We start from the raw sequence: 21,516 nt of genomic DNA on the forward strand, positions 1-21,516 counted from the left end.
TTTACCCTCTTGCCGCCAGTGCGGTGACTCTGTCATATGCGGTGCCGTTGCGCAGAACATCAAGCACGGTTTGCGCGTTGGCCTTGAGATCTTCCTGACCATGCAGACGCATCAGCATCGCCACGTTGGCGGCGACGGCGGCCTCATGCGCGGCATCGCCTTTACCTTGTAATAACCGCGTCAGAATGTCACGGTTTTCTTCCGGCGTGCCGCCAGCCAACTGATCCTGATGGTAAGGCGTCAGGCCAAAATCCTCCGCCGTAAGTTGATAGCTTTTAATTTCGCCGTCATGCAGCTCCGCGACAATCGTCGGCGCATGGAGCGAAACCTCATCCATGCCGCCGCTATGTACCACCGCCGCGCGCTGATAGCCCAGTACCCGTAAGGTTTCCGCAATCGGCAGCACCAGTTCCGGGCTATAGACGCCAATCAATGCCAGCGGCGGATGCGCCGGGTTGATCAGCGGGCCGAGTACGTTGAACAGGGTTCGCGTTTTTAACTGTTGGCGAACCGGCATCGCGTGACGGAATCCGGTGTGATATTTCGGCGCGAACAGGAAACAGACGCCCAGTTCATCTAACGCCTGACGTGATTTATCGGCGTTCATATCCAGATTAATACCGAACGCCGCCAGCAGATCGGATGACCCCGATTTGCTGGACACGCTACGGTTGCCGTGTTTCGCCACTTTCAGTCCACAGGCCGCTGCGACAAAGGCGCTGGCGGTAGAGATATTGATACTGTTACTGCCATCGCCGCCGGTACCAACGATATCCGCAAACAGGTAGTCCGGGCGCGGGAACGGGGCGGCATTTTCCAGCAACGCAGTGGCGGCGCCGGCAATTTCATTGGGATGCTCGCCGCGAATTTTCATGCTCACCAGCGCGGCGGCGAGCTGTTCAGGCTTAAGTTCGCCGCGGACGACCGCCGAAAACAACTGATGGCTCTCTTGTTGCGTCAGAGTTTGCGCCTGATAGAGTTTCTCCAGAATTGGCTGTAGGGTGTTGGTCGGTTCCAGCTTTTGCTGCGCCCAGGCTAATGTTTGCTCCAGTAGACGCGCACCCTGTGTCGTCAGGATGGACTCAGGATGAAATTGAAAACCGCAAACGCGATCCGCATCATGACGTACCGCCATCACCATGCCGTTGAAATGGGCGTTAATGGTTAGCCCGGCAGGAACATTACTGCCGACCAGCGAATGATAACGCGCGACCGGTAGCGGATTCGCCAGCCCGGCGAACATCGCCTGACCGTCATGTTCAATGCTGGAGGCTTTGCCATGCAGGATTTCTCCCGCCTGACCGACATAACCGCCGTAAGCTTCGACAATCGCCTGATGCCCCAGACAAATGCCGATGATCGGTAACTTGCCGCGTAGTCGGGTCAGCAGCTCCGGCATACAGCCTGCCTCGCTGGGAACGCCCGGACCGGGGGAGAGCATTAGCACCGGATTTTTCATTGTCGCCAGGCGATCGATAAGCGTCTGTGCCGGAATATGGTTACGGTAAATCACCACGTTATGACCGTTGGTCCGTAGCTGATCTGCCAGGTTCCAGGTAAACGAGTCGATGTTATCGAGCAGCAGAATATCAGCCATCAGAAGGTCTCCTGTGCATGATGCGCGGTGGCGATAGCACGCAATACGGCGCGCGCTTTATTACGGGTTTCATCGGCTTCAGACTGCGGAACAGAGTCCAGCACGATTCCGGCGCCCGCCTGTACGGTGGCGATACCGTTCTCCACCAGCGCGGAGCGGATAACAATACAGGTGTCCAGATCGCCGTGGGCGGTGAAGTAACCGACCGCGCCGCCATAGCTGCCGCGGCGCTGTCCTTCCGCATCGGCAATCAACTGCATGGCGCGTACTTTCGGCGCGCCGCTCAGGGTGCCCATGTTCATGCAGGCGCGATAGGCGTGCAGCGCGTCGAGATCGTGACGCAGTTCGCCCACCACCCGGGAAACCAGATGCATCACGTACGAATAGCGGTCAACTTTGGTCAGATCGGCAACGTAGCGACTGCCCGGCGTACAGATGCGCGCCAGGTCATTGCGCGCCAGATCGACCAGCATCAGATGTTCGGAAAGCTCTTTATGGTCGGTACGCATATCCAGCTCAATACGGCTGTCGAGATCTCTGTCCAGCGTACCATCGGCGCGGCGACCGCGTGGACGGGTACCCGCGATGGGATAAATCTCAATCTGACGGCTGGCGGCGTCATATTTCAGCGAGCTTTCCGGCGACGCGCCGAAAAGCGTGAAATCATTATCCTGCATAAAGAACATATACGGGCTGGGATTGCTCTTTTTCAGCACGTAGTAGGCAGCCAACGGCGACGGGCAGGGCAGTGAAAAGCGGCGCGACGGCACCACCTGAAATATCTCCCCCGCGCGGATGGCTTTTTGCAACTGGCGTACCACCGCGCCGAACGCGTCATCGCTCTGATTGCATTCGCAGCGCATGTCCGGCACCGGCGTGACCGGCAACGGCGGCGCAGGCTGGGTTAACTGTTGGCTAAGGTACGCCAGGCGGGCGTTCAGGCGCTGTTTTTCCCGGTCGCTGGCGGTGAACAGACTGGCCTGAATACGGGTGCTTTTTTTCTGATGGTCTATCACCATCAGCGTTTCCGCTAAATAAAAGCAGTAGTCCGGGCAGTTATTGCCAGCCTCAAGGTGTGGCAGCGCTTCAAAGCCAGCGACCAGGTCGTAGGCAAACAGACCGCCGAAAAACATAGCCTCCCGCTCGTGCGTCGGTATGTTCACCACTCCCTGTAACAGGCGGAACGCATCAAATACCGACAGAGAGCATAAACGGGCGTCTTCATCTAATAATGGGCTGACGGGCGGGAAGCGTAGAACGCGACCGGCAGGCAGGACTTCGTTCTCCACGCCAGCGGGCAGGGCGGTATCCAGTAGCGGCAATAACGAGGCGCCATTATCAGATAACGCCTGAATGGTGACAGTGTCACCTAAAGCGGTAATGCGCAGCGCGCTATCTACCAGCAGCAGGCTTTTTAAATCGTCTTTACTGTCGATATCCGCGGATTCCAGCAGCAGCGTTGCCGGGCGATCGCCGCAGACCTGATGAAAAAGCGCCGTTGGGTTTTCCCGGTAGGCGGCATCGCAGGTCAATAGTTCGAGCGTGGGTTTTGGTGTTTGCATGGTTATTCTCATTATTTTGTTCAAAAAAAAGCCCGCTTAACAGGCGGGCCGGGTATCGTTTGGCTGATTACAGCTGTTCATACACCGCCCGCTATCAGGAAGTGCGCCACCAACCGTGTAATGCAAATGTCGCTGCCATTTTAGATACCCTCTTCATGTGAACTTTCGTACTAGTTAACTAGTTCGATGGAATAATGTCAACACCTATTTCAGTATATTTGCCGGAACCGTTATGATGTACATGACATAACTTTATCTCTATGGGAGCCGCCTTGAGCGACACGAATTACGCAGTGATTTACGATCTGCACAGTCATACCACGGCGTCCGATGGACTGTTGACGCCAGAAACATTAGTACACCGTGCGGTAGAGATGCGAGTCGGCACGCTGGCGATTACCGATCATGACACCACAGCCGCGATCCCTGCGGCAAGAGAAGAAATTTCACGTTGCGGGCTGGCCCTGAATCTTATTCCCGGCGTGGAGATTTCAACGGTCTGGGAGAATCATGAGATTCACATTGTGGGTCTGAATATTGATATTGCGCACCCGGCAATGCGCGATTTTCTGGCGCAGCAGACACAGCGGCGTCAGGCGCGTGGTCGGCTCATTGCGGAGCGTCTGGAAAAAGCCCATATTCCCGGCGCGTGGGAAGGGGCATTGAGACTGGCCAATGGCGGCGCGGTGACGCGCGGCCACTTCGCCCGCTTTCTGGTGGAGTGCGGCAAAGCCGCGACCATGGCGGATGTTTTTAAAAAATATCTCGCGCGTGGGAAAACCGGTTACGTTCCGCCGCAGTGGTGTACAATAGAACAAGCTATTGATGTCATTCATCATTCTGGCGGTAAGGCGGTGTTGGCCCATCCGGGACGCTACGATCTTAGCGCTAAGTGGCTGAAAAGATTAGTGGCGCATTTTGCCGACCATCACGGCGACGCGATGGAAGTGGCGCAGTGCCAACAATCGCCCAATGAACGCACCCAACTGGCGACGCTTGCGCGTCAGCATCATTTATGGGCATCGCTTGGATCTGATTTCCATCAGCCCTGCCCGTGGATTGAGTTGGGGCGTAAACTCTGGCTGCCCGCTGGCGTTGAAGGCGTATGGCAGACATGGGAACAGCCGCAAATATCACAGTGAGGGAAGTATGAGCCAGTTTTTTTATATCCATCCGGATAACCCACAGCAACGGCTGATTAATCAGGCCGTCGACATTGTGCGTAAAGGCGGTGTTATTGTTTATCCAACCGATTCCGGCTATGCCCTTGGTTGTAAAATTGAAGACAAAGGCGCAATGGAGCGCATTTGCCGCATCCGTCATCTGCCGGACGGCCACAACTTCACGCTGATGTGCCGCGATTTGTCCGAGTTGTCGACCTACTCCTACGTCGACAACGTGGCATTTCGTCTGATGAAAAACAATACGCCGGGTAACTACACCTTTATCCTGAAGGGGACAAAAGAGGTGCCGCGCCGTCTGTTGCAGGAAAAGCGTAAAACTATCGGCCTGCGCGTACCGTCAAACCCGATTGCGCTGGCGTTATTGGATACGCTGGGCGAACCGATGCTCTCGACGTCGTTGATGCTGCCTGGCAGCGATTTTACCGAGTCGGACCCGGAGGAGATTAAAGATCGGCTGGAGAAGCAGGTGGATCTGATCATCCACGGCGGTTACCTCGGTCAACAGCCTACCACGGTAATCGATTTGACCAATGACTCCCCGGTGGTGCTGCGCGAAGGCGTCGGCGACGTTACACCTTTCTTATAAGGGCGTAAGCCTGTATACTACGCGGCCTTAAAATGGCGCGGCAACGCGCCGTTCATTCTCCTGTTCGACGCCTGTGAAGGCGACACCTGAAGGAAGCTCTATGAGCGAAAAGTTACAAAAAGTGCTGGCGCGCGCTGGCCACGGCTCTCGCCGTGAAATCGAATCCATTATTGAAGCGGGACGTGTCAGCGTTGACGGTAAAATCGCCACGCTTGGCGATCGTGTTGAAGTCACTCCCGGTTTGAAAATCCGTATCGACGGTCACCTGATTTCGGTGAAAGAGTCGGCGGAACAAATTTGCCGCGTTCTGGCCTATTACAAACCAGAAGGTGAACTGTGTACCCGCAATGACCCTGAAGGGCGGCCAACCGTTTTTGATCGCTTACCGAAACTGCGCGGCGCGCGGTGGATTGCGGTAGGACGTCTGGATGTCAACACCTGCGGGCTATTGTTGTTTACCACCGACGGTGAACTGGCGAACCGCCTGATGCACCCTAGTCGTGAAGTTGAACGTGAATATGCCGTGCGCGTGTTCGGTCAGGTGGATGAATCGAAACTGCGTGATTTAAGCCGTGGCGTACAGTTGGAAGATGGCCCGGCGGCATTTAAGACCATTAAATTCAGCGGCGGCGAAGGCATTAACCAGTGGTATAACGTGACGCTGACGGAAGGGCGCAACCGCGAAGTTCGCCGACTGTGGGAAGCGGTAGGCGTTCAGGTCAGCCGTCTGATCCGCGTTCGTTACGGCGATATCCCGCTGCCGAAAGGCCTGCCGCGCGGCGGCTGGACTGAGCTCGACCTCGCGCAAACGAACTATCTGCGTGGTCTGGTAGAGCTCCCGCCGGAAACCTCGTCGAAGGTTGCCGTCGAAAAAGACCGTCGTCGTATGAAAGCGAACCAGATCCGTCGGGCGGTAAAACGCCACAGCCAGATAGCTGGCGGACGCCGCTCCGGTGGGCGTAATAACAACGGGTAATCTCTACCGCGGTCTATAGGCCGAGAATCATCAGACAAGAGGGTTTGTGCCGGATGGCGGCGCAAACGCCTTAATCCGGCCTACGGTTAATAATCAATTCCCATCTGGGCTTTTACGCCCGCGTCGAAAGCATGTTTAACCGGACGCAGTTCGCTGACGGTATCCGCAAGATCAAGAATATCCCGGTGACAGCCGCGACCTGTAATAATCACCGTCTGGTGACCAGGGCGCGCGTTTAGCGCGCTTATGACCTCTTCCAGCGGCAAATAGTCATACGCCACCATATAGGTCAGCTCATCCAGTACCACCATATCAAGCAGCGGATCGGCCAGCATCCGTTTCCCATGCTGCCAAACGGCCATACATGCTGCAGTGTCTGCCTCGCGATTTTGCGTCTCCCAGGTAAATCCCGTTGCCATCACCTGAAATTCGACGCCATGCGGTTCCAGCAGATTACGCTCGCCGTTGGGCCAGGTGCCCTTAATAAATTGCACCACGCCTACGTTTTTACCGTGTCCTACGGCGCGGGCGGCAGTCCCGAAAGCCGCCGTGGTTTTGCCCTTACCATTGCCAGTAAACACGATAATAATACCGCGCTCTTCCTGTGCCTGGGCGACACGGGCGTCAACCCGATCTTTTACCTTCTGCTGGCGCTGCTGATAACGTTCATCACTCATTGGGCGATTCCTGGTTTACGGCCCGGTTGGGCGTCAAAGGTCATGCCGGTTTTACGGCGACTGTCGTCGCCCATAAGCCACAGGTAAAGCGGCATAATATCGGCAGGCGTTTTTAATTTCTGTGGATCTTCCGTTGGAAAGGCGCTGGCGCGCATACTGGTGCGCGTACCGCCCGGGTTAATGCAGTTAACACGCAGAGAACGGTTCTGATATTCGTCCGCCAGCACCTGCATCATTCCTTCAGTAGCAAACTTCGAGGTGGCATAGGCGCCCCAGTTGGCGCGTCCCTGACGGCCAACGCTTGATGACGTAAAGACCAGCGAGCCGGCATCGGACTTCAATAATAACGGTAACAGCGCCTGGGTGAGCATAAAGGTGGCGTTAACGTTTACCTGCATGACATCCTGCCAGATCTGCGGATCTTGTTCGCTCATTGGGCCGATTTCCCCCAGTAACCCGGCATTGTGCAGGACGCCATCCAGGCGGGGATAGTGCGCGGCGATGCGGTCGGCCACTTGCCGGCACTCTTCAGCGGTGCAGGTCAGCAGATCGAGCGTAAACCACTGTGGTTGAACATGTTGCTCGTCAGCAATGTGCTGCGCGACCCGACGCAGTTTCTCTTCGTTGCGTCCCAGCAGAATCACCGTTGCGCCGTAACGCGCATACGTGAGCGCGGCTTCCCGCCCAATGCCATCGCTGGCGCCAGTGACCAGAATAATGCGGTTTTGCAATAGATCTTGTTTCGGTTGGTAATGCATGGCTACTCCTCAACGGTGTGGTGCACCGTCCTGCCAGGTTGTCTTATCTTCGCGTTAACTTTTCGGGTTTATGCCTGAAAGCGCCTTTTTTTTCAATCAGACAGGGGCGATAACGCCGTAAAATGAACGTCTTGTCATACTTTTTCTTCCTCAACAGGCATACGGATGAAGAGAGACTGACTTCGATGCCTGTTGTACACTGAGCGCAAGTCGCGTTATTTAATCAAGGTGGGAGTCGTGGAATTGTTGTCTGAATATGGCTTATTTTTGGCAAAAATCGTCACCGTTGTGGTGGCCATTGCCGTCATTGTGCTGCTGATCGTGAATGCTACGCAACGCAAACGTCAGCGCGGCGAGCTGCGCGTGACCAATTTGAGCGAGCAGTATCAGGAGATGAAGGATGACCTTGCTGCGGCGTTGATGGATGGCCATCAGCAAAAACTGTGGCATAAAGCGCAGAAAAAAAAGCATAAGCAGGAGGCTAAAGCCGCCAAAGCAAAAGCGAAGCTGGGGGACATTGCGACATCGGACAAACCGCGTGTATGGGTGATAGATTTCAAAGGCAGTATGGATGCTCACGAAGTTAATGCGTTACGCGAAGAGGTCACGGCGGTGCTGGCAGTGGCGAAACCCGGCGATCGGGCGGTTGTGCGTCTGGAAAGCCCCGGTGGCGTTGTGCATGGCTATGGCCTGGCGGCATCGCAATTGCAGCGCCTGCGCGATAAAAATATTCCGCTGACCGTGACGGTGGATAAAGTCGCGGCAAGCGGAGGCTACATGATGGCCTGCGTGGCGGAAAAAATTATCGCGGCGCCGTTCGCTATTGTGGGGTCAATTGGTGTTGTCGCGCAAATCCCGAACTTTAACCGCTTTCTCAAAAGTAAAGACATTGATATTGAACTGCATACCGCAGGGCAGTACAAACGTACCCTGACCTTGTTAGGCGAGAATACGGAAGAAGGGCGGCAGAAGTTTCGTGAAGATCTCAACGAAACGCACCATCTGTTCAAAGAGTTTGTGCAGCGGATGCGTCCGGCTCTGGACATTGAACAGGTCGCCACGGGCGAACACTGGTACGGTCAGCAGGCGCTGGAGAAAGGACTGGTTGATGAGATTAACACCAGCGATGAGGTTATCCTCGGCCTGATGGAAGGGCGTGAGGTGCTGAATGTGCGCTATATGCAGCGTAAAAAACTGATCGATCGTGTTACCGGCAGCGCGGCGGAAAGCGCGGATCGGCTGCTGCTGCGCTGGTGGCAGCGTGGACAAAAACCGTTGATGTAAACCGCTATTGCCGGATGGCATTCAGCGCCATCCGGCATGGATTAATCCACCAGGTGATACTTCTCAGACAGCACATGCGCCAGGTGTTTAAACATGTTAAACACCGCGGTGCTTTTAGGGGTCGGTAACCCTTGCTCGTCTAAAAAGTAATCGCCGCTGAAAACCAGCACGCCATTTCTCTGCGTTACGCCGGTGGCGACAATACCTGCCATCGTGTCTTCATGTTCCCGAATAATTTTGTTGGCTTCAAGCAACAGTGTTTCGCGATCGATAGGTTGCGTCTCTTTATGCATTTTTTACTCCTTAAACAAGGAGATTAGTCTACGCTGAGCACTTCTGATGGGCAAATATTCTCACAGCAAATTGATGGATTTGTCATGTTGCGTTCACTGGCAAGATTTGTTTTTGCATGCTAATAAAGTTGCGTATCGAATTTTATCAGGTACAGTGTGACGCTTTCGTCAATCTGGCAACAGAATTGCTTGACATTCGACCAAAATTCCGTCGTGCTATAGCGCGTGTGTGCAAAAAAGCCTGTTAACTCAGTCACCTGAGGGTTACATTTCGTACACAAAGCCAGTACAAGGGGTTGATATCCGCAGACGCAGAGACCATATATCGTTGTCTCGTCGCCAGTGGAAGGTGAATCAACGTGCGACGCATTCCTGGAAGAATCAACTTAGGTAAAGGTGAATATGGGTAAAGCTCTTGTCATCGTTGAGTCCCCGGCAAAAGCCAAAACGATCAACAAGTATCTGGGTAATGACTACGTGGTGAAATCCAGCGTGGGTCATATCCGTGATTTGCCGACCAGTGGCTCAGCAGCTAAAAAGAGCGCCGACTCTACCTCCACCAAAACGGCTAAAAAGCCCAAAAAGGATGAACGTGGCGCTCTCGTCAACCGTATGGGGGTTGACCCGTGGCACAACTGGGATGCGCACTATGAAGTGCTGCCCGGTAAAGAGAAGGTCGTCTCTGAACTGAAACAGTTGGCGGAAAAAGCCGACCACATCTATCTCGCAACCGACCTTGACCGCGAAGGGGAAGCCATTGCATGGCACCTGCGGGAAGTGATCGGCGGCGATGACGCGCGCTACAGTCGCGTAGTCTTTAACGAAATAACCAAAAATGCCATTCGCCAGGCGTTTGAACAGCCGGGCGAGCTGAACATTAACAGGGTCAACGCCCAGCAAGCGCGCCGCTTTATGGATCGCGTGGTAGGCTATATGGTCTCGCCGCTGCTGTGGAAAAAGATCGCCCGTGGTTTGTCGGCAGGTCGCGTTCAGTCTGTCGCGGTCCGTCTGGTCGTTGAACGCGAGCGCGAGATTAAAGCGTTTGTTCCGGAAGAGTTCTGGGAAATTGACGCCAATACGACGACGCCGTCTGGCGAGGCGCTACCGCTACAGGTGACGCATCAGAACGACAAGCCATTCCGGCCGGTAAATCGCGAGCAGACGCTTGCCGCCGTCAGCTTGCTGGAAAAAGCGCGCTATAGCGTACTGGAGCGTGAAGACAAACCGACCAGCAGCAAACCTGGCGCGCCGTTTATCACCTCCACGCTACAACAGGCGGCCAGCACCCGGCTGGGCTTTGGCGTGAAGAAAACCATGATGATGGCGCAGCGTCTGTATGAGGCGGGCTACATCACCTATATGCGTACCGACTCCACCAACCTGAGTCAGGATGCGGTCAACATGGTGCGCGGCTATATTGGCGATAATTTCGGCAAGAAATACCTGCCGGATAACCCGAACCAGTACGCCAGCAAAGAAAACTCTCAGGAAGCGCACGAAGCGATCCGTCCTTCCGACGTTGCTGTCATGGCGGAGTCGCTGAAAGACATGGAGGCTGACGCGCAGAAGTTGTATCAGCTAATTTGGCGTCAGTTTGTCGCCTGTCAGATGACGCCAGCACAATATGACTCCACTACGCTTACCGTTGGCGCAGGCGAATTCCGTCTGAAAGCGCGTGGGCGTATTTTGCGCTTTGACGGCTGGACAAAAGTGATGCCGGCGCTGCGTAAAGGCGATGAAGATCGCACATTGCCTGCCGTGAATAAGGGCGATGCGCTGACGCTACTTGAATTGACGCCTGCTCAGCACTTTACTAAACCGCCAGCCCGGTTTAGCGAGGCTTCTCTGGTTAAAGAGCTTGAGAAGCGCGGTATTGGTCGTCCGTCTACCTATGCGTCGATTATCTCGACCATTCAGGATCGCGGCTATGTTCGCGTTGAAAACCGTCGCTTCTATGCGGAAAAAATGGGTGAAATCGTCACCGATCGGCTGGAAGAAAACTTCCGCGAATTGATGAACTACGATTTTACCGCGCAGATGGAAGATAGTCTGGATCAGGTTGCAAATCACCAGGCCGAGTGGAAAGCGGTACTGGATAACTTCTTCAGCGATTTCACTCAGCAGCTCGATAAAGCCGAGAAAGATCCGGAAGAAGGGGGGATGCGTCCTAACCAGATGGTGCTGACCAGCATCGACTGTCCAACCTGTGGCCGTAAAATGGGAATTCGTACTGCCAGTACGGGGGTTTTCCTTGGGTGTTCAGGTTATGCGCTTTCGCCGAAAGAGCGTTGTAAAACAACCATTAACCTGGTGCCGGAAAATGAAGTTCTGAACGTGCTGGAAGGCGACGACGCCGAAACCAACGCCCTGCGCGCCAAGCGTCGCTGTCAGAAGTGCGGTACGGCGATGGACAGCTATCTGATCGATCCGAAGCGTAAATTGCATGTGTGTGGTAATAACCCGACCTGTGACGGCTACGAGATTGAAGAAGGCGAGTTCCGCATCAAAGGGTATGACGGCCCGATCGTTGAGTGTGAGAAATGTGGTTCCGAAATGCACCTGAAAATGGGACGTTTTGGTAAGTACATGGCCTGTACTAACGACGAATGTAAAAATACCCGTAAGATCTTGCGTAACGGCGAAGTTGCGCCGCCGAAGGAAGATCCTGTTCCATTACCGGAACTGCCGTGTGAAAAATCGGACGCGTACTTTGTGCTACGCGACGGCGCCGCAGGGATATTCCTGGCGGCCAATACGTTCCCGAAATCACGCGAAACGCGCGCGCCATTAGTCGAGGAGCTTTACCGGTTCCGCGATCGCCTGCCGGAAAAACTGCGTTATCTGGCGGATGCGCCGCAGCAGGATCCAGAAGGCAATAAAACCGTTGTTCGCTTTAGCCGCAAAACAAAACAGCAGTACGTTGCGGCGGAAAAAGACGGGAAGGCGACGGGATGGTCAGCGTTCTTCGTCGACGGCAAGTGGGTTGAAGGTAAGAAATAACCCCGGCCTGTCGCCACTGTAGTCAAGCGGGCCGCGTAAGCGGCCCTTTTTTATATCCCCTTCATATTTCAAGTGGCTTATGTGTTGGCTACGGATTACTCGGCCCATCCATGGGCCTCGCCCTGACGGGCCGTCGCACGCGACGTTCAAATCTGCTCCCGGCAGATTTGTCGCTCATCCCAGTCACCTTATGCTCCTGGGGACTCACTCTCTTGCCGCCTTTAATCACTCGAATTATTTTGGGTATAGCGGGCTTATTATTTTATCGCGCTGGCTATACAGTTCAGATATAAATGATATAGTGGTTATAGTTAACACCTTTTTTATTATTAAATCGTATTAGCAGCCCGATTAAGTCTGCAGATAAACGATGGCCTGATGGCGCTAATCTGGATGATGTATTATGAAATTGCAGCAGCTTCGTTACATTGTTGAAGTGGTTAATCATAACCTTAACGTCTCCTCTACCGCTGAGGGGTTGTATACTTCCCAGCCGGGGATCAGCAAGCAGGTTAGGATGCTGGAAGATGAGCTTGGCATCCAGATTTTCGCCCGCAGCGGTAAGCATCTGACTCAGGTGACGCCCGCAGGTCAGGAGATTATTCGTATTGCGCGTGAGGTGCTTTCCAAAGTCGATGCCATTAAGTCGGTCGCCGGCGAGCACACCTGGCCGGATAAAGGCTCGCTCTATATTGCCACTACTCATACTCAGGCGCGTTACGCATTGCCAGGCGTGATTAAAGGCTTCATCGAGCGTTACCCGCGCGTTTCGCTGCATATGCACCAGGGGTCGCCAACGCAGATTGCGGAAGCGGTATCGAAAGGGAACGCCGATTTCGCGATTGCCACGGAAGCGCTGCATTTATATGACGATCTGGTGATGTTGCCATGCTACCACTGGAACCGTTCGATAGTGGTGACGCCGGATCATCCATTGGCGGCAACGTCTTCCGTAACGATTGAAGCGCTGGCGCAGTATCCGCTGGTGACGTATACCTTCGGCTTTACCGGGCGTTCCGAACTGGATACCGCTTTTAATCGCGCAGGATTAACGCCGCGGATCGTCTTTACTGCAACCGATGCGGATGTGATTAAAACGTATGTCAGGTTGGGACTGGGCGTTGGCGTCATTGCCAGCATGGCGGTCGATCCGCTTGCCGATCCTGATTTAGTGCGGATTGACGCGCACGATATTTTTAGCCACAGCACCACAAAAATTGGTTTTCGTCGTAGTACTTTTTTACGCAGCTATATGTATGATTTTATCCAGCGTTTTGCGCCGCATCTGACGCGTGATGTGGTGGATACGGCGGTGGCGTTGCGTTCTAATGAAGAAATTGAAGCGATGTTTCAGGATATAAAGCTACCTGAAAAGTAATATCACCGTCGGTTTGCGCCGTAGTGGCATGGCAGACAAAGCCGCCTTTTGCAATATCCCTCGAAGTATTACGGGTAATGATCAGCAAAATAGTGTTGAATTACCCGTCCCGCCAGTTTCTTTTTCCAAATAGTTATCTTGAGTCAAAAGATTGATTTATTCACTGGCAACGATTCGTAAATTGACTGGATTTTTGACTAAAGTTTATTTAGGATTTGTCTCATCTGATGATTAATTGTACCGATTGTTTGGTGCTGAAATGATAAGTGATACCGATAGCATGAGGTTAGTAATGCCTTCTGAAAACCAGGAACCGCGCCGCGACCCTGAGCTCAAACGTAAAGCATGGCTGGCGGTTTTTGTGGGTTCTGCGCTGTTCTGGGTAGTGGTAGCGCTTGTTATCTGGCATTGGTGGGGCTAAGTGAGCATTACGTCGGAACGCGAGCGCGTGGTCGCGCCCCCGATTCAATCTGGTGACGATGATAACACCCCGGATACGACCGTTTTTCGGTCTGTTCCGCAACACTGGACGCTCACACCGCAGCAGCGGGCATTTATTGATGCTTTTGCTGATGAGGTGTCACAAAAATAATATCCGTCTTTTTATTGGCGTTATTGTTTTATTAACGCTGTCTTATTACACCGCAGCAACCGTGTGCTGAGCGCCTCTCAGTATTGATTAAACACAGTTGGTGTCGCCTATGTTAACGTCAAATATAAAGTATTGGTCATGGACTGGCGCGTTTATATTATCGCTACTGTTCTGGGCCGAGTTAATCTGGATTGCCGTCTAATCTCGTCAAAGCCCGATAATGCGTTATTTATCGGGCTTTTTCATCTTCGCTCCTCGCCTGTTAGGTTTCTCCTCTTTTAGCAATTTGGGTTGTTATCAAAACGTTACATTTTGTTTGTGTTATCTTTAATACAACCCTGTGGAGAATCAGGGTAACGCAACCCTGTCATTTAAGGAGGAGCTATGTCGTCAACCCTACGAGAAGCCAGTAAGGATACATTGCAGGCCAAAGATAAAACGTATCATTACTACAGTCTGCCGCTGGCTGCCAAATCCCTGGGCGATATCGCCCGTTTGCCCAAATCACTTAAAGTGTTACTGGAAAACCTGTTGCGCTGGCAGGACGGCGAGTCTGTGACTGATGAAGATATTCAGGCGCTGGCCGGTTGGCTTAAAAATGCCCATGCCGATCGTGAAATTGCCTGGCGGCCCGCCCGTGTCCTGATGCAGGACTTTACCGGCGTGCCTGCCGTTGTCGACCTGGCGGCGATGCGTGAAGCCGTTAAACGCCTCGGCGGCGATACGTCGAAAGTGAACCCGTTATCGCCGGTTGATCTGGTTATTGACCACTCTGTGACGGTCGATCATTTCGGCGATGACGATGCGTTTGAAGAAAACGTGCGGCTGGAAATGGAACGTAACCATGAGCGTTATATGTTCCTGAAATGGGGAAAGCAGGCATTCAGCCGTTTCAGCGTGGTGCCGCCCGGCACCGGCATTTGCCATCAGGTTAACCTGGAATACCTGGGTAAAGCCGTCTGGAGCGAATTACAGGACGGGGAGTGGATTGCTTACCCGGACTCGCTGGTGGGGACTGACTCCCATACGACCATGATTAATGGTCTGGGCGTATTGGGGTGGGGCGTGGGCGGTATTGAAGCGGAAGCGGCGATGCTTGGTCAACCCGTGTCGATGCTTATCCCGGATGTCGTCGGCTTTAAGTTAACCGGTAAGCTTCGGGAGGGGATCACCGCCACTGACCTGGTGCTCACCGTCACGCAAATGCTGCGTAAGCATGGCGTCGTGGGTAAATTTGTTGAATTTTATGGTGATGGTCTGGATTCGCTGCCGTTGGCGGATCGCGCGACCATCGCTAATATGTCGCCGGAATATGGCGCCACCTGTGGTTTTTTCCCCATTGACGCCATCACCCTGGAATATATGCGATTAAGCGGGCGTAGCGACGATCTGGTCGAGCTGGTTGAAACCTACGCGAAGGCGCAGGGAATGTGGCGTAATCCCGGTGACGAACCGGTATTTACCAGTACGCTGGAACTGGATATGGGCGATGTCGAGGCCAGTCTGGCTGGGCCGAAACGCCCGCAGGATCGCGTGGCGTTAGGCGATGTGCCGAAAGCCTTTGCCGCCAGCGCCGAGCTGGAGCTGAATACCGCGCAAAGAGATCGCCAGCCGGTTGACTATACGATGAACGGACAGCCATATCAGCTTCCGGATGGCGCTGTCGTCATTGCCGCCATCACCTCCTGCACGAATACCTCGAATCCCAGCGTGCTGATGGCGGCGGGATTACTGGCGAAAAAAGCAGTAACGCTGGGGTTGAAGCGTCAACCGTGGGTCAAGGCTTCTCTGGCGCCGGGGTCAAAAGTGGTATCTGACTATCTGGCGCAGGCCAAACTTACGCCTTATCTGGATGAGCTCGGTTTTAACCTGGTCGGTTATGGCTGTACGACCTGTATCGGGAACTCTGGTCCGTTGCCGGAGCCTATTGAGACCGCGATTAAAAAAGGCGATCTGACGGTAGGGGCCGTGCTTTCCGGTAACCGAAATTTTGAAGGGCGTATCCATCCGCTGGTGAAAACGAACTGGCTGGCGTCGCCGCCGCTGGTGGTCGCGTATGCGCTGGCCGGAAACATGAATATTAACCTCGCGACAGACCCGCTGGGGTATGATCGTAAAGGCGATCCGGTATACCTGAAGGATATCTGGCCTTCAGCGCAGGAAATTGCCCGCGCCGTTGAACTGGTATCATCAGATATGTTCCGTAAAGAGTATGCGGAAGTGTTTGAGGGCACGGAAGAATGGAAATCGATTCAGGTTGAATCGTCCGATACCTACGGCTGGCAGTCGGATTCAACCTATATTCGCCTGTCGCCTTTCTTTGATGAAATGCAGGCCCAGCCTGCGCCAGTCAAAGATATCCACGGCGCGCGTATCCTGGCGATGCTGGGGGATTCGGTAACGACCGACCATATTTCTCCGGCCGGCAGTATCAAGCCGGACAGTCCCGCCGGACGCTATCTGCAAAACCACGGCGTTGAGCGGAAGGATTTTAACTCTTATGGATCACGGCGCGGCAACCATGAAGTGATGATGCGCGGTACGTTCGCCAATATTCGTATTCGCAACGAAATGCTGCCCGGCGTCGAAGGTGGGATGACGCGGCATTTGCCGGGCACGGAAGCGATGTCGATTTATGATGCCGCGATGCTCTACCAGCAGGAAAAAACGCCGCTGGCGGTAATTGCCGGGAAAGAGTATGGGTCGGGATCGAGCCGTGACTGGGCGGCAAAAGGTCCGCGGCTGTTAGGTATTCGCGTGGTGATCGCCGAGTCGTTCGAACGTATCCACCGCTCAAACCTGATTGGGATGGGGATCCTGCCGCTGGAGTTTCCACAGGGCGTAACGCGTAAAACGCTGGGACTGACCGGGGAAGAGGTGATTGATGTCGCGGATCTGCAAAACCTGCGCCCTGGCGCGACCATTCCGGTGACGTTAACGAGATCGGACGGCAGCAAAGAAACTGTGCCTTGTCGCTGTCGCATTGATACCGCCACCGAGCTGACTTACTACCAGAATGACGGCATATTGCACTATGTCATTAGAAATATGCTGAACTAAAGCCGTTTATCGGGCCTGCCGTAAACAGGCAGGCCCGCGCTTTAATACCGGTGGCTTACTTGCTTAGTAGGTGGCCCATTTTGGCCGCTTTAGTATCGAGATAATGCTCATTATTTGGATTACGACCCACAATGAGCGGAACGCGTTCGACGATATTAATTCCCGCCTCGGTCAGTATTTCGACTTTCTTCGGATTATTGGTCAGCAGGCGAACTTCATCTACGCCCAGTAATTTGAACATATCCGCGCACAGGGTGAAATCACGCTCATCGGCGGCAAAGCCGAGCTGATGATTGGCCTCCACCGTGTCATAGCCTTGATCCTGTAACGCATAAGCGCGAATTTTATTAAGCAGGCCGATATTGCGGCCTTCCTGACGGTGGTAAATCAGAATACCGCGTCCTTCTTCCGCAATATGCGTCAGCGCGGCTTCCAGTTGAAAACCACAATCACAGCGCAGACTAAAAAGCGCGTCCCCGGTAAGACATTCGGAATGAACGCGAGCCAGTACCGGCGTTTTACCTGAAATATCGCCAAAAACCAGCGCGGCATGGTCGTGTCCGGTTGCCAGTTCTTCAAATCCCACCATCAGAAAGTCACCCAATGGGGTTGGCAGTTTGGCTTCTGCCACACGTTTAAGCTGCATGTATTTCTCCAGATTATGCTGACGCCTGCGGTGTCGTCGCCTGTTGGCTTGTATCCCGCTATTTTGCCATAAGGCGGCGGACATCACCTAATCACTACCACGTAATTGCTCAGGAATGGCACAAATTTGTCAATTTTCCAGTCCGGCGAGAATTTTCAGTTATGATTGTGATACTTACTTATAAAAGGAGCATCCATGCTTTCAATTGCGAGGCGCACCGCGGCAGGCGCCGCCCTGTTGCTTATCATGCCGCTTGCCGTATGGGTATCAGGCTGGCAGTGGCAGCCAGGACATCAGGTCTGGTGGCTAAAAACGCTATTCTGGGTAACGGAAACCGTGACCAAACCTTGGGGCGTTATCACGCATGTGATTCTTTGTGGATGGTTCTTATGGTGCCTGCGATTTCGCCTGCGCGCCGCCATTATGCTGTTTGCGATTCTCGGCGGGGCGATTATCGTCGGGCAGGGCGTGAAGTCATGGGTAAAGGAGCGCGTACAGGAGCCGCGGCCATTTGTGGTCTGGCTTGAAAAAACGCACCATATTCCCGTCGATGAGTTCTACACTTTAAAGCGTACAGAACGCGGACATTTAGTGAAAGAGCAGTTGGCCGGGCAACAGAACATCCCCGTTTTCCTGCGTCAGCACTGGCAAAAAGAGACGGGCTTTGCGTTTCCCTCCGGACACACCATGTTTGCAGCGAGCTGGGCGCTTTTGGCCGTGGGTCTGTTATGGCCGCGCAGACGGACTTTCACCATCGCGTTTTTGTTAGTCTGGGCGACCGGCGTAATGGGCAGCCGTTTGCTTCTGGGAATGCACTGGCCGCGAGATTTAGTGGTCGCCACGCTCATCTCCTGGCTATTAGTTACCCTGGCGACCTGGCTGGCGCAGCGAATTTGCGGGCCGCTTATGCCGCCTCGTGAAGAAGCGCAAGAAATTGCTGAACGCGAGCAGGAAAGCTGACAACGGTTGATTTTCTGACTATTGCCCTTAAATCATCTGATGGCGGGCGCATTTCCATTTCGCGCGAGGCGGGAAAATGGTAATTTAGAAGGCTGGATGCGGTAAGTTGGACACGATTTATTCGCGCAAACCACATAACGGGAAGTAATGTGAAATATTTACTCATTTTCTTACTGGTATTGGCGATTTTTGTTATTTCGGTGACGCTGGGCGCGCAGAATGATCAACAGGTGACGTTTAACTACCTGCTGGCGCAAGGGGAGTATCGTATCTCCACGTTGCTTGCTGTGCTGTTCGCCGTCGGTTTTGCGATTGGCTGGCTGATTTGCGGCCTGTTCTGGCTGCGGGTCCGCGTTTCCCTTGCCCGTGCTGAACGTAAAATTAAACGACTGGAAAACAAGCTTTCGCCAGCAACCGACGTTGCGGTCCCTGCCGATTCGTCGGTTGTAAAGGAATAATCATTTATGTTGGAGTTGTTATTTCTGCTGTTGCCTGTAGCCGCTGCCTATGGGTGGTATATGGGTCGCAGAAGTGCGCAACAAACAAAACAGGATGAAGCTAACCGCCTGTCGCGCGATTATGTCGCAGGGGTTAACTTCCTGCTGAGTAACCAACAAGATAAAGCGGTGGATCTGTTCCTCGATATGCTTAAAGAGGATACGGGCACCGTTGAGGCTCATCTCACTCTCGGTAATCTGTTTCGCTCTCGCGGCGAAGTCGATCGCGCCATCCGTATTCATCAAACGCTCATGGAAAGCGCTTCATTGACCTATGAACAGCGTTTACTGGCTGTTCAGCAACTGGGGCGCGACTATATGGCCGCCGGTTTATATGACCGCGCGGAAGATATGTTTAACCAACTTACCGACGAAACGGAATTTCGCGTAGGCGCGTTACAGCAGCTCTTGCAAATCTATCAGCTAACCAGCGACTGGCAAAAGGCGATCGAAGTAGCAGAACGGCTGGTGAAACTGGGCAAAGATAAACAGCGTATCGAAATCGCCCATTTTTACTGTGAGTTAGCGTTACAGCAGATGGGCAACGACGACATGGATCGCGCGATGGCGTTGCTGAAAAAAGGTGCCGCCGCAGATAAAAATAGCGCCCGGGTGTCTATCATGATGGGGCGCGTTTATATGGCGAGAGGGGATTACGCCAAAGCGGTCGAAAGCCTGCAACGTGTGATCGTTCAGGATAAAGAGCTGGTCAGCGAAACGCTGGAGATGCTGCAAACCTGTTATCAACAGCTCGGTAAAAATGCCGAGTGGGCGGAGTTTTTACGTCGCGCCGTTGAGGAGAATACCGGTGCTGGCGCTGAGTTAATGCTTGCCGATATTCTGGAAGCACGTGAAGGTAGTGACGCAGCTCAAGTCTATATCACGCGTCAGCTACAGCGACATCCTACCATGCGGGTGTTCCATAAGCTGATGGATTACCATCTCAACGAGGCGGAAGAAGGGCGAGCGAAAGAAAGCCTGATGGTACTGCGTGATATGGTTGGCGAGCAGGTGCGCAGTAAACCGCGGTATCGTTGTCAGAAATGCGGTTTTACCGCCTATACCTTGTACTGGCACTGTCCGTCCTGCCGGGCATGGTCGACCATTAAACCTATTCGCGGACTTGATGGGCAGTAGTATATAAAAAAAGCTTCAATTTAGTTACAACATACTTGATGACGTAAAGCTAGAAACGACGCTGGCATCGGCGGCCAGGGCTTATCAGGTTGTCAATCGAACCTGTTAATTTCCCTGCGCCGCAGGTAGAATGCACGCCGTTTATCCAATTTGCGCCACTTCCGGTGCCCATCATCAAGAAGGTCTGGTCATGACGTTTACTGCTTCATCTTCTTCCTGCGCTATTACTGAATCGCCTGTCGTTGTGGCGTTGGATTACCATGAACGCGATAAAGCCCTGGCGTTTGTCGACAAAATCGATCCTCGCGATTGTCGCTTAAAAGTGGGCAAAGAGATGTTCACGCTGTTTGGTCCACAACTCGTTCGGGATCTCCAGCAACGTGGGTTTGATGTCTTTCTTGATCTAAAATTTCATGATATTCCCAACACCACGGCCCGGGCAGTCGCCGCAGCGGCAGACCTGGGCGTCTGGATGGTAAACGTTCACGCGTCTGGTGGGGCGAGAATGATGGCCGCAGCGCGCGACGCGCTGGCGCCATTCGGTAAAGATGCGCCGTTGCTCATTGCCGTGACCGTGTTGACCAGTATGGAAACCAGCGATCTACACGATCTGGGCGTGACGTTGTCACCGGCGGAACATGCGGAGCGGCTGGCGCTCCTGACGCAGCAATGCGGGCTGGATGGCGTGGTCTGTTCCGCTCAGGAAGCTGTCAGATTTAAACAGGCCTTTGGCGCTGCATTTAAGCTGGTGACGCCGGGCATTCGGCCCGCAGGCAGCGAGGCAGGCGACCAGCGACGCATTATGACGCCCGAACAGGCATTATCCGCCGGCGTCGACTATATGGTGATTGGCCGCCCGGTTACGCAATCGGTAGATCCGGCGCAAACGCTGAAGGATATTAACGCGTCACTGAAACGGGAGGCATAATGAGCGATTCCAATAGTCGTCTGGTTTATTCAACACAGACGGGGCGCATTGAAGAACCTAAAACGGCGCCGGTTCGTCCCAAAGGGGATGGTATCGTTCGCATTCAGCGTCAAACCAGTGGCCGTAAGGGTAAAGGCGTATGTTTGATTACCGGTATCGAGATGAATGATGCGGAATTAACCAAACTGGCGGCTGAACTGAAGAAAAAATGCGGCTGTGGCGGGGCAGTAAAAGAAGGGATTATTGAAATTCAGGGTGATAAACGCGACTTGATAAAATCATTGCTGGAAGCTAAAGGAATGAAAGTAAAATTAGCTGGCGGCTAATGAAAACGCCACGGTTGTAAATTACCGTGGCGTAAAAGTCAACTTTGTCTATTTTTGTAATCCAGACCTGAAAAG

The 21,516-nt window shown here is 53.5% G+C and carries 22 protein-coding genes and 1 other annotated feature; of the genes, 15 read left to right on the forward strand and 7 right to left on the reverse strand.

Going from position 1 to position 21,516, the window contains the following annotated elements:
• Position 1: 1 nt before the first annotated feature.
• From trpD to trpL, 3 genes are all read right to left on the reverse strand, one after another.
• A complete protein-coding gene (trpD, locus tag NA986_RS03155; protein WP_000763489.1) occupies positions 2-1,597 on the reverse strand; it encodes a bifunctional anthranilate synthase glutamate amidotransferase component TrpG/anthranilate phosphoribosyltransferase TrpD in 1,596 nt (531 codons plus the stop codon).
• Positions 1,597-3,159: an anthranilate synthase component I gene (gene trpE / locus NA986_RS03160; RefSeq protein WP_001194383.1), complete on the reverse strand. Its 1,563-nt coding sequence runs from the start codon at positions 3,157-3,159 to the stop codon at positions 1,597-1,599. Before trpE ends, trpD begins: the two co-directional genes overlap by 1 nt.
• A gap of 22 nt (positions 3,160-3,181) precedes the next feature.
• Positions 3,182-3,277, reverse strand: a sequence feature (Trp leader region).
• Complete coding sequence (gene trpL / locus NA986_RS03165) at positions 3,254-3,298, reverse strand: trp operon leader peptide (protein WP_010989026.1); 45 nt, start codon at positions 3,296-3,298, stop codon at positions 3,254-3,256. (Overlaps the previous feature by 24 nt.)
• A 121-nt stretch (positions 3,299-3,419) precedes the next feature.
• Here trpL and rnm point away from each other — a divergent pair, with 121 nt between their 5' ends.
• From rnm to rluB, 3 genes are all read left to right on the forward strand, one after another.
• Positions 3,420-4,301, forward strand: coding sequence for an RNase RNM (gene rnm / locus NA986_RS03170; RefSeq protein ID WP_000500435.1), 882 nt, complete (start codon positions 3,420-3,422; stop codon positions 4,299-4,301).
• 7 nt (positions 4,302-4,308) lie between these two features.
• Entirely contained in the window at positions 4,309-4,929 is a 621-nt protein-coding gene (locus tag NA986_RS03175; protein WP_000077250.1) for an L-threonylcarbamoyladenylate synthase, read from the forward strand.
• Between the two features lie 100 nt (positions 4,930-5,029).
• Complete coding sequence (gene rluB / locus NA986_RS03180) at positions 5,030-5,905, forward strand: 23S rRNA pseudouridine(2605) synthase RluB (protein WP_001291233.1); 876 nt, start codon at positions 5,030-5,032, stop codon at positions 5,903-5,905.
• 86 nt (positions 5,906-5,991) lie between these two features.
• On the opposite strand, the gene cobO is transcribed toward rluB, so the two are convergent.
• The gene (cobO, locus tag NA986_RS03185) at positions 5,992-6,582 is read right to left on the reverse strand and encodes a cob(I)yrinic acid a,c-diamide adenosyltransferase (RefSeq protein ID WP_001278856.1); all 591 of its coding nucleotides are present in this window, start codon (positions 6,580-6,582) and stop codon (positions 5,992-5,994) included.
• On the reverse strand, positions 6,579-7,340 hold the full coding sequence (locus NA986_RS03190) for a YciK family oxidoreductase (protein ID WP_000559310.1): 762 nt from the start codon (positions 7,338-7,340) through the stop codon (positions 6,579-6,581). Before NA986_RS03190 ends, cobO begins: the two co-directional genes overlap by 4 nt.
• Before the next feature lie 237 nt (positions 7,341-7,577).
• Between NA986_RS03190 and sohB the strand changes: the two genes are divergently transcribed.
• Positions 7,578-8,624 (forward strand): protease SohB, encoded by a 1,047-nt coding sequence (gene sohB, locus NA986_RS03195; protein ID WP_000422082.1) that lies wholly within the window; start codon positions 7,578-7,580, stop codon positions 8,622-8,624.
• Positions 8,625-8,665: 41 nt separating this feature from the next.
• On the opposite strand, the gene NA986_RS03200 is transcribed toward sohB, so the two are convergent.
• Positions 8,666-8,917, reverse strand: a complete 252-nt coding sequence (locus tag NA986_RS03200) for a YciN family protein (RefSeq protein ID WP_000548616.1) — start codon at positions 8,915-8,917, stop codon at positions 8,666-8,668.
• A 402-nt stretch (positions 8,918-9,319) separates the two neighbouring features.
• On the opposite strand from NA986_RS03200, the gene topA reads away from it, so the two are divergent.
• The 6 genes from topA to acnA all read left to right on the forward strand — a co-directional run bounded on the left by topA (position 9,320) and on the right by acnA (position 16,947).
• Entirely contained in the window at positions 9,320-11,917 is a 2,598-nt protein-coding gene (topA, locus tag NA986_RS03205) for a type I DNA topoisomerase (protein WP_000513593.1), read from the forward strand.
• Positions 11,918-12,320: 403 nt separating this feature from the next.
• Positions 12,321-13,295 carry an HTH-type transcriptional regulator CysB gene (gene cysB / locus NA986_RS03210; RefSeq protein WP_000776233.1) on the forward strand — a complete coding sequence of 325 codons (975 nt, stop codon included), beginning with the start codon at positions 12,321-12,323 and terminating at the stop codon, positions 13,293-13,295.
• Positions 13,296-13,575: 280 nt separating this feature from the next.
• The gene (locus NA986_RS03215) at positions 13,576-13,716 is read left to right on the forward strand and encodes a YmiA family putative membrane protein (RefSeq protein ID WP_213083417.1); all 141 of its coding nucleotides are present in this window, start codon (positions 13,576-13,578) and stop codon (positions 13,714-13,716) included.
• Complete coding sequence (locus tag NA986_RS03220; RefSeq protein ID WP_000029027.1) at positions 13,717-13,887, forward strand: hypothetical protein; 171 nt, start codon at positions 13,717-13,719, stop codon at positions 13,885-13,887. It begins immediately after the preceding gene.
• A gap of 109 nt (positions 13,888-13,996) precedes the next feature.
• A complete protein-coding gene (gene ymiC / locus NA986_RS03225; RefSeq protein WP_223148964.1) occupies positions 13,997-14,089 on the forward strand; it encodes a small membrane protein YmiC in 93 nt (30 codons plus the stop codon).
• Between the two features lie 182 nt (positions 14,090-14,271).
• Positions 14,272-16,947 carry an aconitate hydratase AcnA gene (acnA, locus tag NA986_RS03230; RefSeq protein WP_023205521.1) on the forward strand — a complete coding sequence of 892 codons (2,676 nt, stop codon included), beginning with the start codon at positions 14,272-14,274 and terminating at the stop codon, positions 16,945-16,947.
• 55 nt (positions 16,948-17,002) lie between these two features.
• Here the strand turns inward: acnA and ribA are convergent, their stop codons facing one another.
• Positions 17,003-17,593, reverse strand: coding sequence for a GTP cyclohydrolase II (gene ribA / locus NA986_RS03235; RefSeq protein WP_001176284.1), 591 nt, complete (start codon positions 17,591-17,593; stop codon positions 17,003-17,005).
• Positions 17,594-17,788: 195 nt separating this feature from the next.
• Between ribA and pgpB the strand changes: the two genes are divergently transcribed.
• From pgpB to yciH, 5 genes are all read left to right on the forward strand, one after another.
• Entirely contained in the window at positions 17,789-18,553 is a 765-nt protein-coding gene (gene pgpB, locus NA986_RS03240; protein WP_023216540.1) for a phosphatidylglycerophosphatase B, read from the forward strand.
• Positions 18,554-18,702: 149 nt separating this feature from the next.
• Positions 18,703-19,011 (forward strand): LapA family protein, encoded by a 309-nt coding sequence (locus tag NA986_RS03245; protein WP_000876301.1) that lies wholly within the window; start codon positions 18,703-18,705, stop codon positions 19,009-19,011.
• 6 nt (positions 19,012-19,017) lie between these two features.
• Positions 19,018-20,187 (forward strand): lipopolysaccharide assembly protein LapB, encoded by a 1,170-nt coding sequence (lapB, locus tag NA986_RS03250; RefSeq protein WP_000891378.1) that lies wholly within the window; start codon positions 19,018-19,020, stop codon positions 20,185-20,187.
• Between the two features lie 190 nt (positions 20,188-20,377).
• A complete protein-coding gene (gene pyrF, locus NA986_RS03255) occupies positions 20,378-21,115 on the forward strand; it encodes an orotidine-5'-phosphate decarboxylase (RefSeq protein ID WP_023216541.1) in 738 nt (245 codons plus the stop codon).
• The gene (yciH, locus tag NA986_RS03260) at positions 21,115-21,441 is read left to right on the forward strand and encodes a stress response translation initiation inhibitor YciH (protein WP_001285199.1); all 327 of its coding nucleotides are present in this window, start codon (positions 21,115-21,117) and stop codon (positions 21,439-21,441) included. Before pyrF ends, yciH begins: the two co-directional genes overlap by 1 nt.
• Positions 21,442-21,516: the final 75 nt, after the last annotated feature.

This window comes from Salmonella sp. NW177 (genome assembly GCF_051811585.1).
Taxonomy (GTDB): Bacteria; Pseudomonadota; Gammaproteobacteria; order Enterobacterales; family Enterobacteriaceae; genus Salmonella; species Salmonella enterica.

Coding starts and splice junctions, on each gene's coding strand:
- topA (WP_000513593.1), top strand. CDS start 9,320: ATGGGTAAAGCTCTTGTCATCGTTGAGTCCCCGGCAAAAGCCAAAACG.
- yciH (WP_001285199.1), top strand. CDS start 21,115: ATGAGCGATTCCAATAGTCGTCTGGTTTATTCAACACAGACGGGGCGC.
- NA986_RS03175 (WP_000077250.1), top strand. CDS start 4,309: ATGAGCCAGTTTTTTTATATCCATCCGGATAACCCACAGCAACGGCTG.
- NA986_RS03190 (WP_000559310.1), bottom strand. CDS start 7,340: ATGCATTACCAACCGAAACAAGATCTATTGCAAAACCGCATTATTCTG.
- acnA (WP_023205521.1), top strand. CDS start 14,272: ATGTCGTCAACCCTACGAGAAGCCAGTAAGGATACATTGCAGGCCAAA.
- ymiC (WP_223148964.1), top strand. CDS start 13,997: ATGTTAACGTCAAATATAAAGTATTGGTCATGGACTGGCGCGTTTATA.
- lapB (WP_000891378.1), top strand. CDS start 19,018: ATGTTGGAGTTGTTATTTCTGCTGTTGCCTGTAGCCGCTGCCTATGGG.
- rnm (WP_000500435.1), top strand. CDS start 3,420: ATGGGAGCCGCCTTGAGCGACACGAATTACGCAGTGATTTACGATCTG.
- trpE (WP_001194383.1), bottom strand. CDS start 3,159: ATGCAAACACCAAAACCCACGCTCGAACTATTGACCTGCGATGCCGCC.
- NA986_RS03200 (WP_000548616.1), bottom strand. CDS start 8,917: ATGCATAAAGAGACGCAACCTATCGATCGCGAAACACTGTTGCTTGAA.
- trpD (WP_000763489.1), bottom strand. CDS start 1,597: ATGGCTGATATTCTGCTGCTCGATAACATCGACTCGTTTACCTGGAAC.
- rluB (WP_001291233.1), top strand. CDS start 5,030: ATGAGCGAAAAGTTACAAAAAGTGCTGGCGCGCGCTGGCCACGGCTCT.
- ribA (WP_001176284.1), bottom strand. CDS start 17,593: ATGCAGCTTAAACGTGTGGCAGAAGCCAAACTGCCAACCCCATTGGGT.
- cysB (WP_000776233.1), top strand. CDS start 12,321: ATGAAATTGCAGCAGCTTCGTTACATTGTTGAAGTGGTTAATCATAAC.
- cobO (WP_001278856.1), bottom strand. CDS start 6,582: ATGAGTGATGAACGTTATCAGCAGCGCCAGCAGAAGGTAAAAGATCGG.
- pyrF (WP_023216541.1), top strand. CDS start 20,378: ATGACGTTTACTGCTTCATCTTCTTCCTGCGCTATTACTGAATCGCCT.
- pgpB (WP_023216540.1), top strand. CDS start 17,789: ATGCTTTCAATTGCGAGGCGCACCGCGGCAGGCGCCGCCCTGTTGCTT.
- NA986_RS03215 (WP_213083417.1), top strand. CDS start 13,576: ATGAGGTTAGTAATGCCTTCTGAAAACCAGGAACCGCGCCGCGACCCT.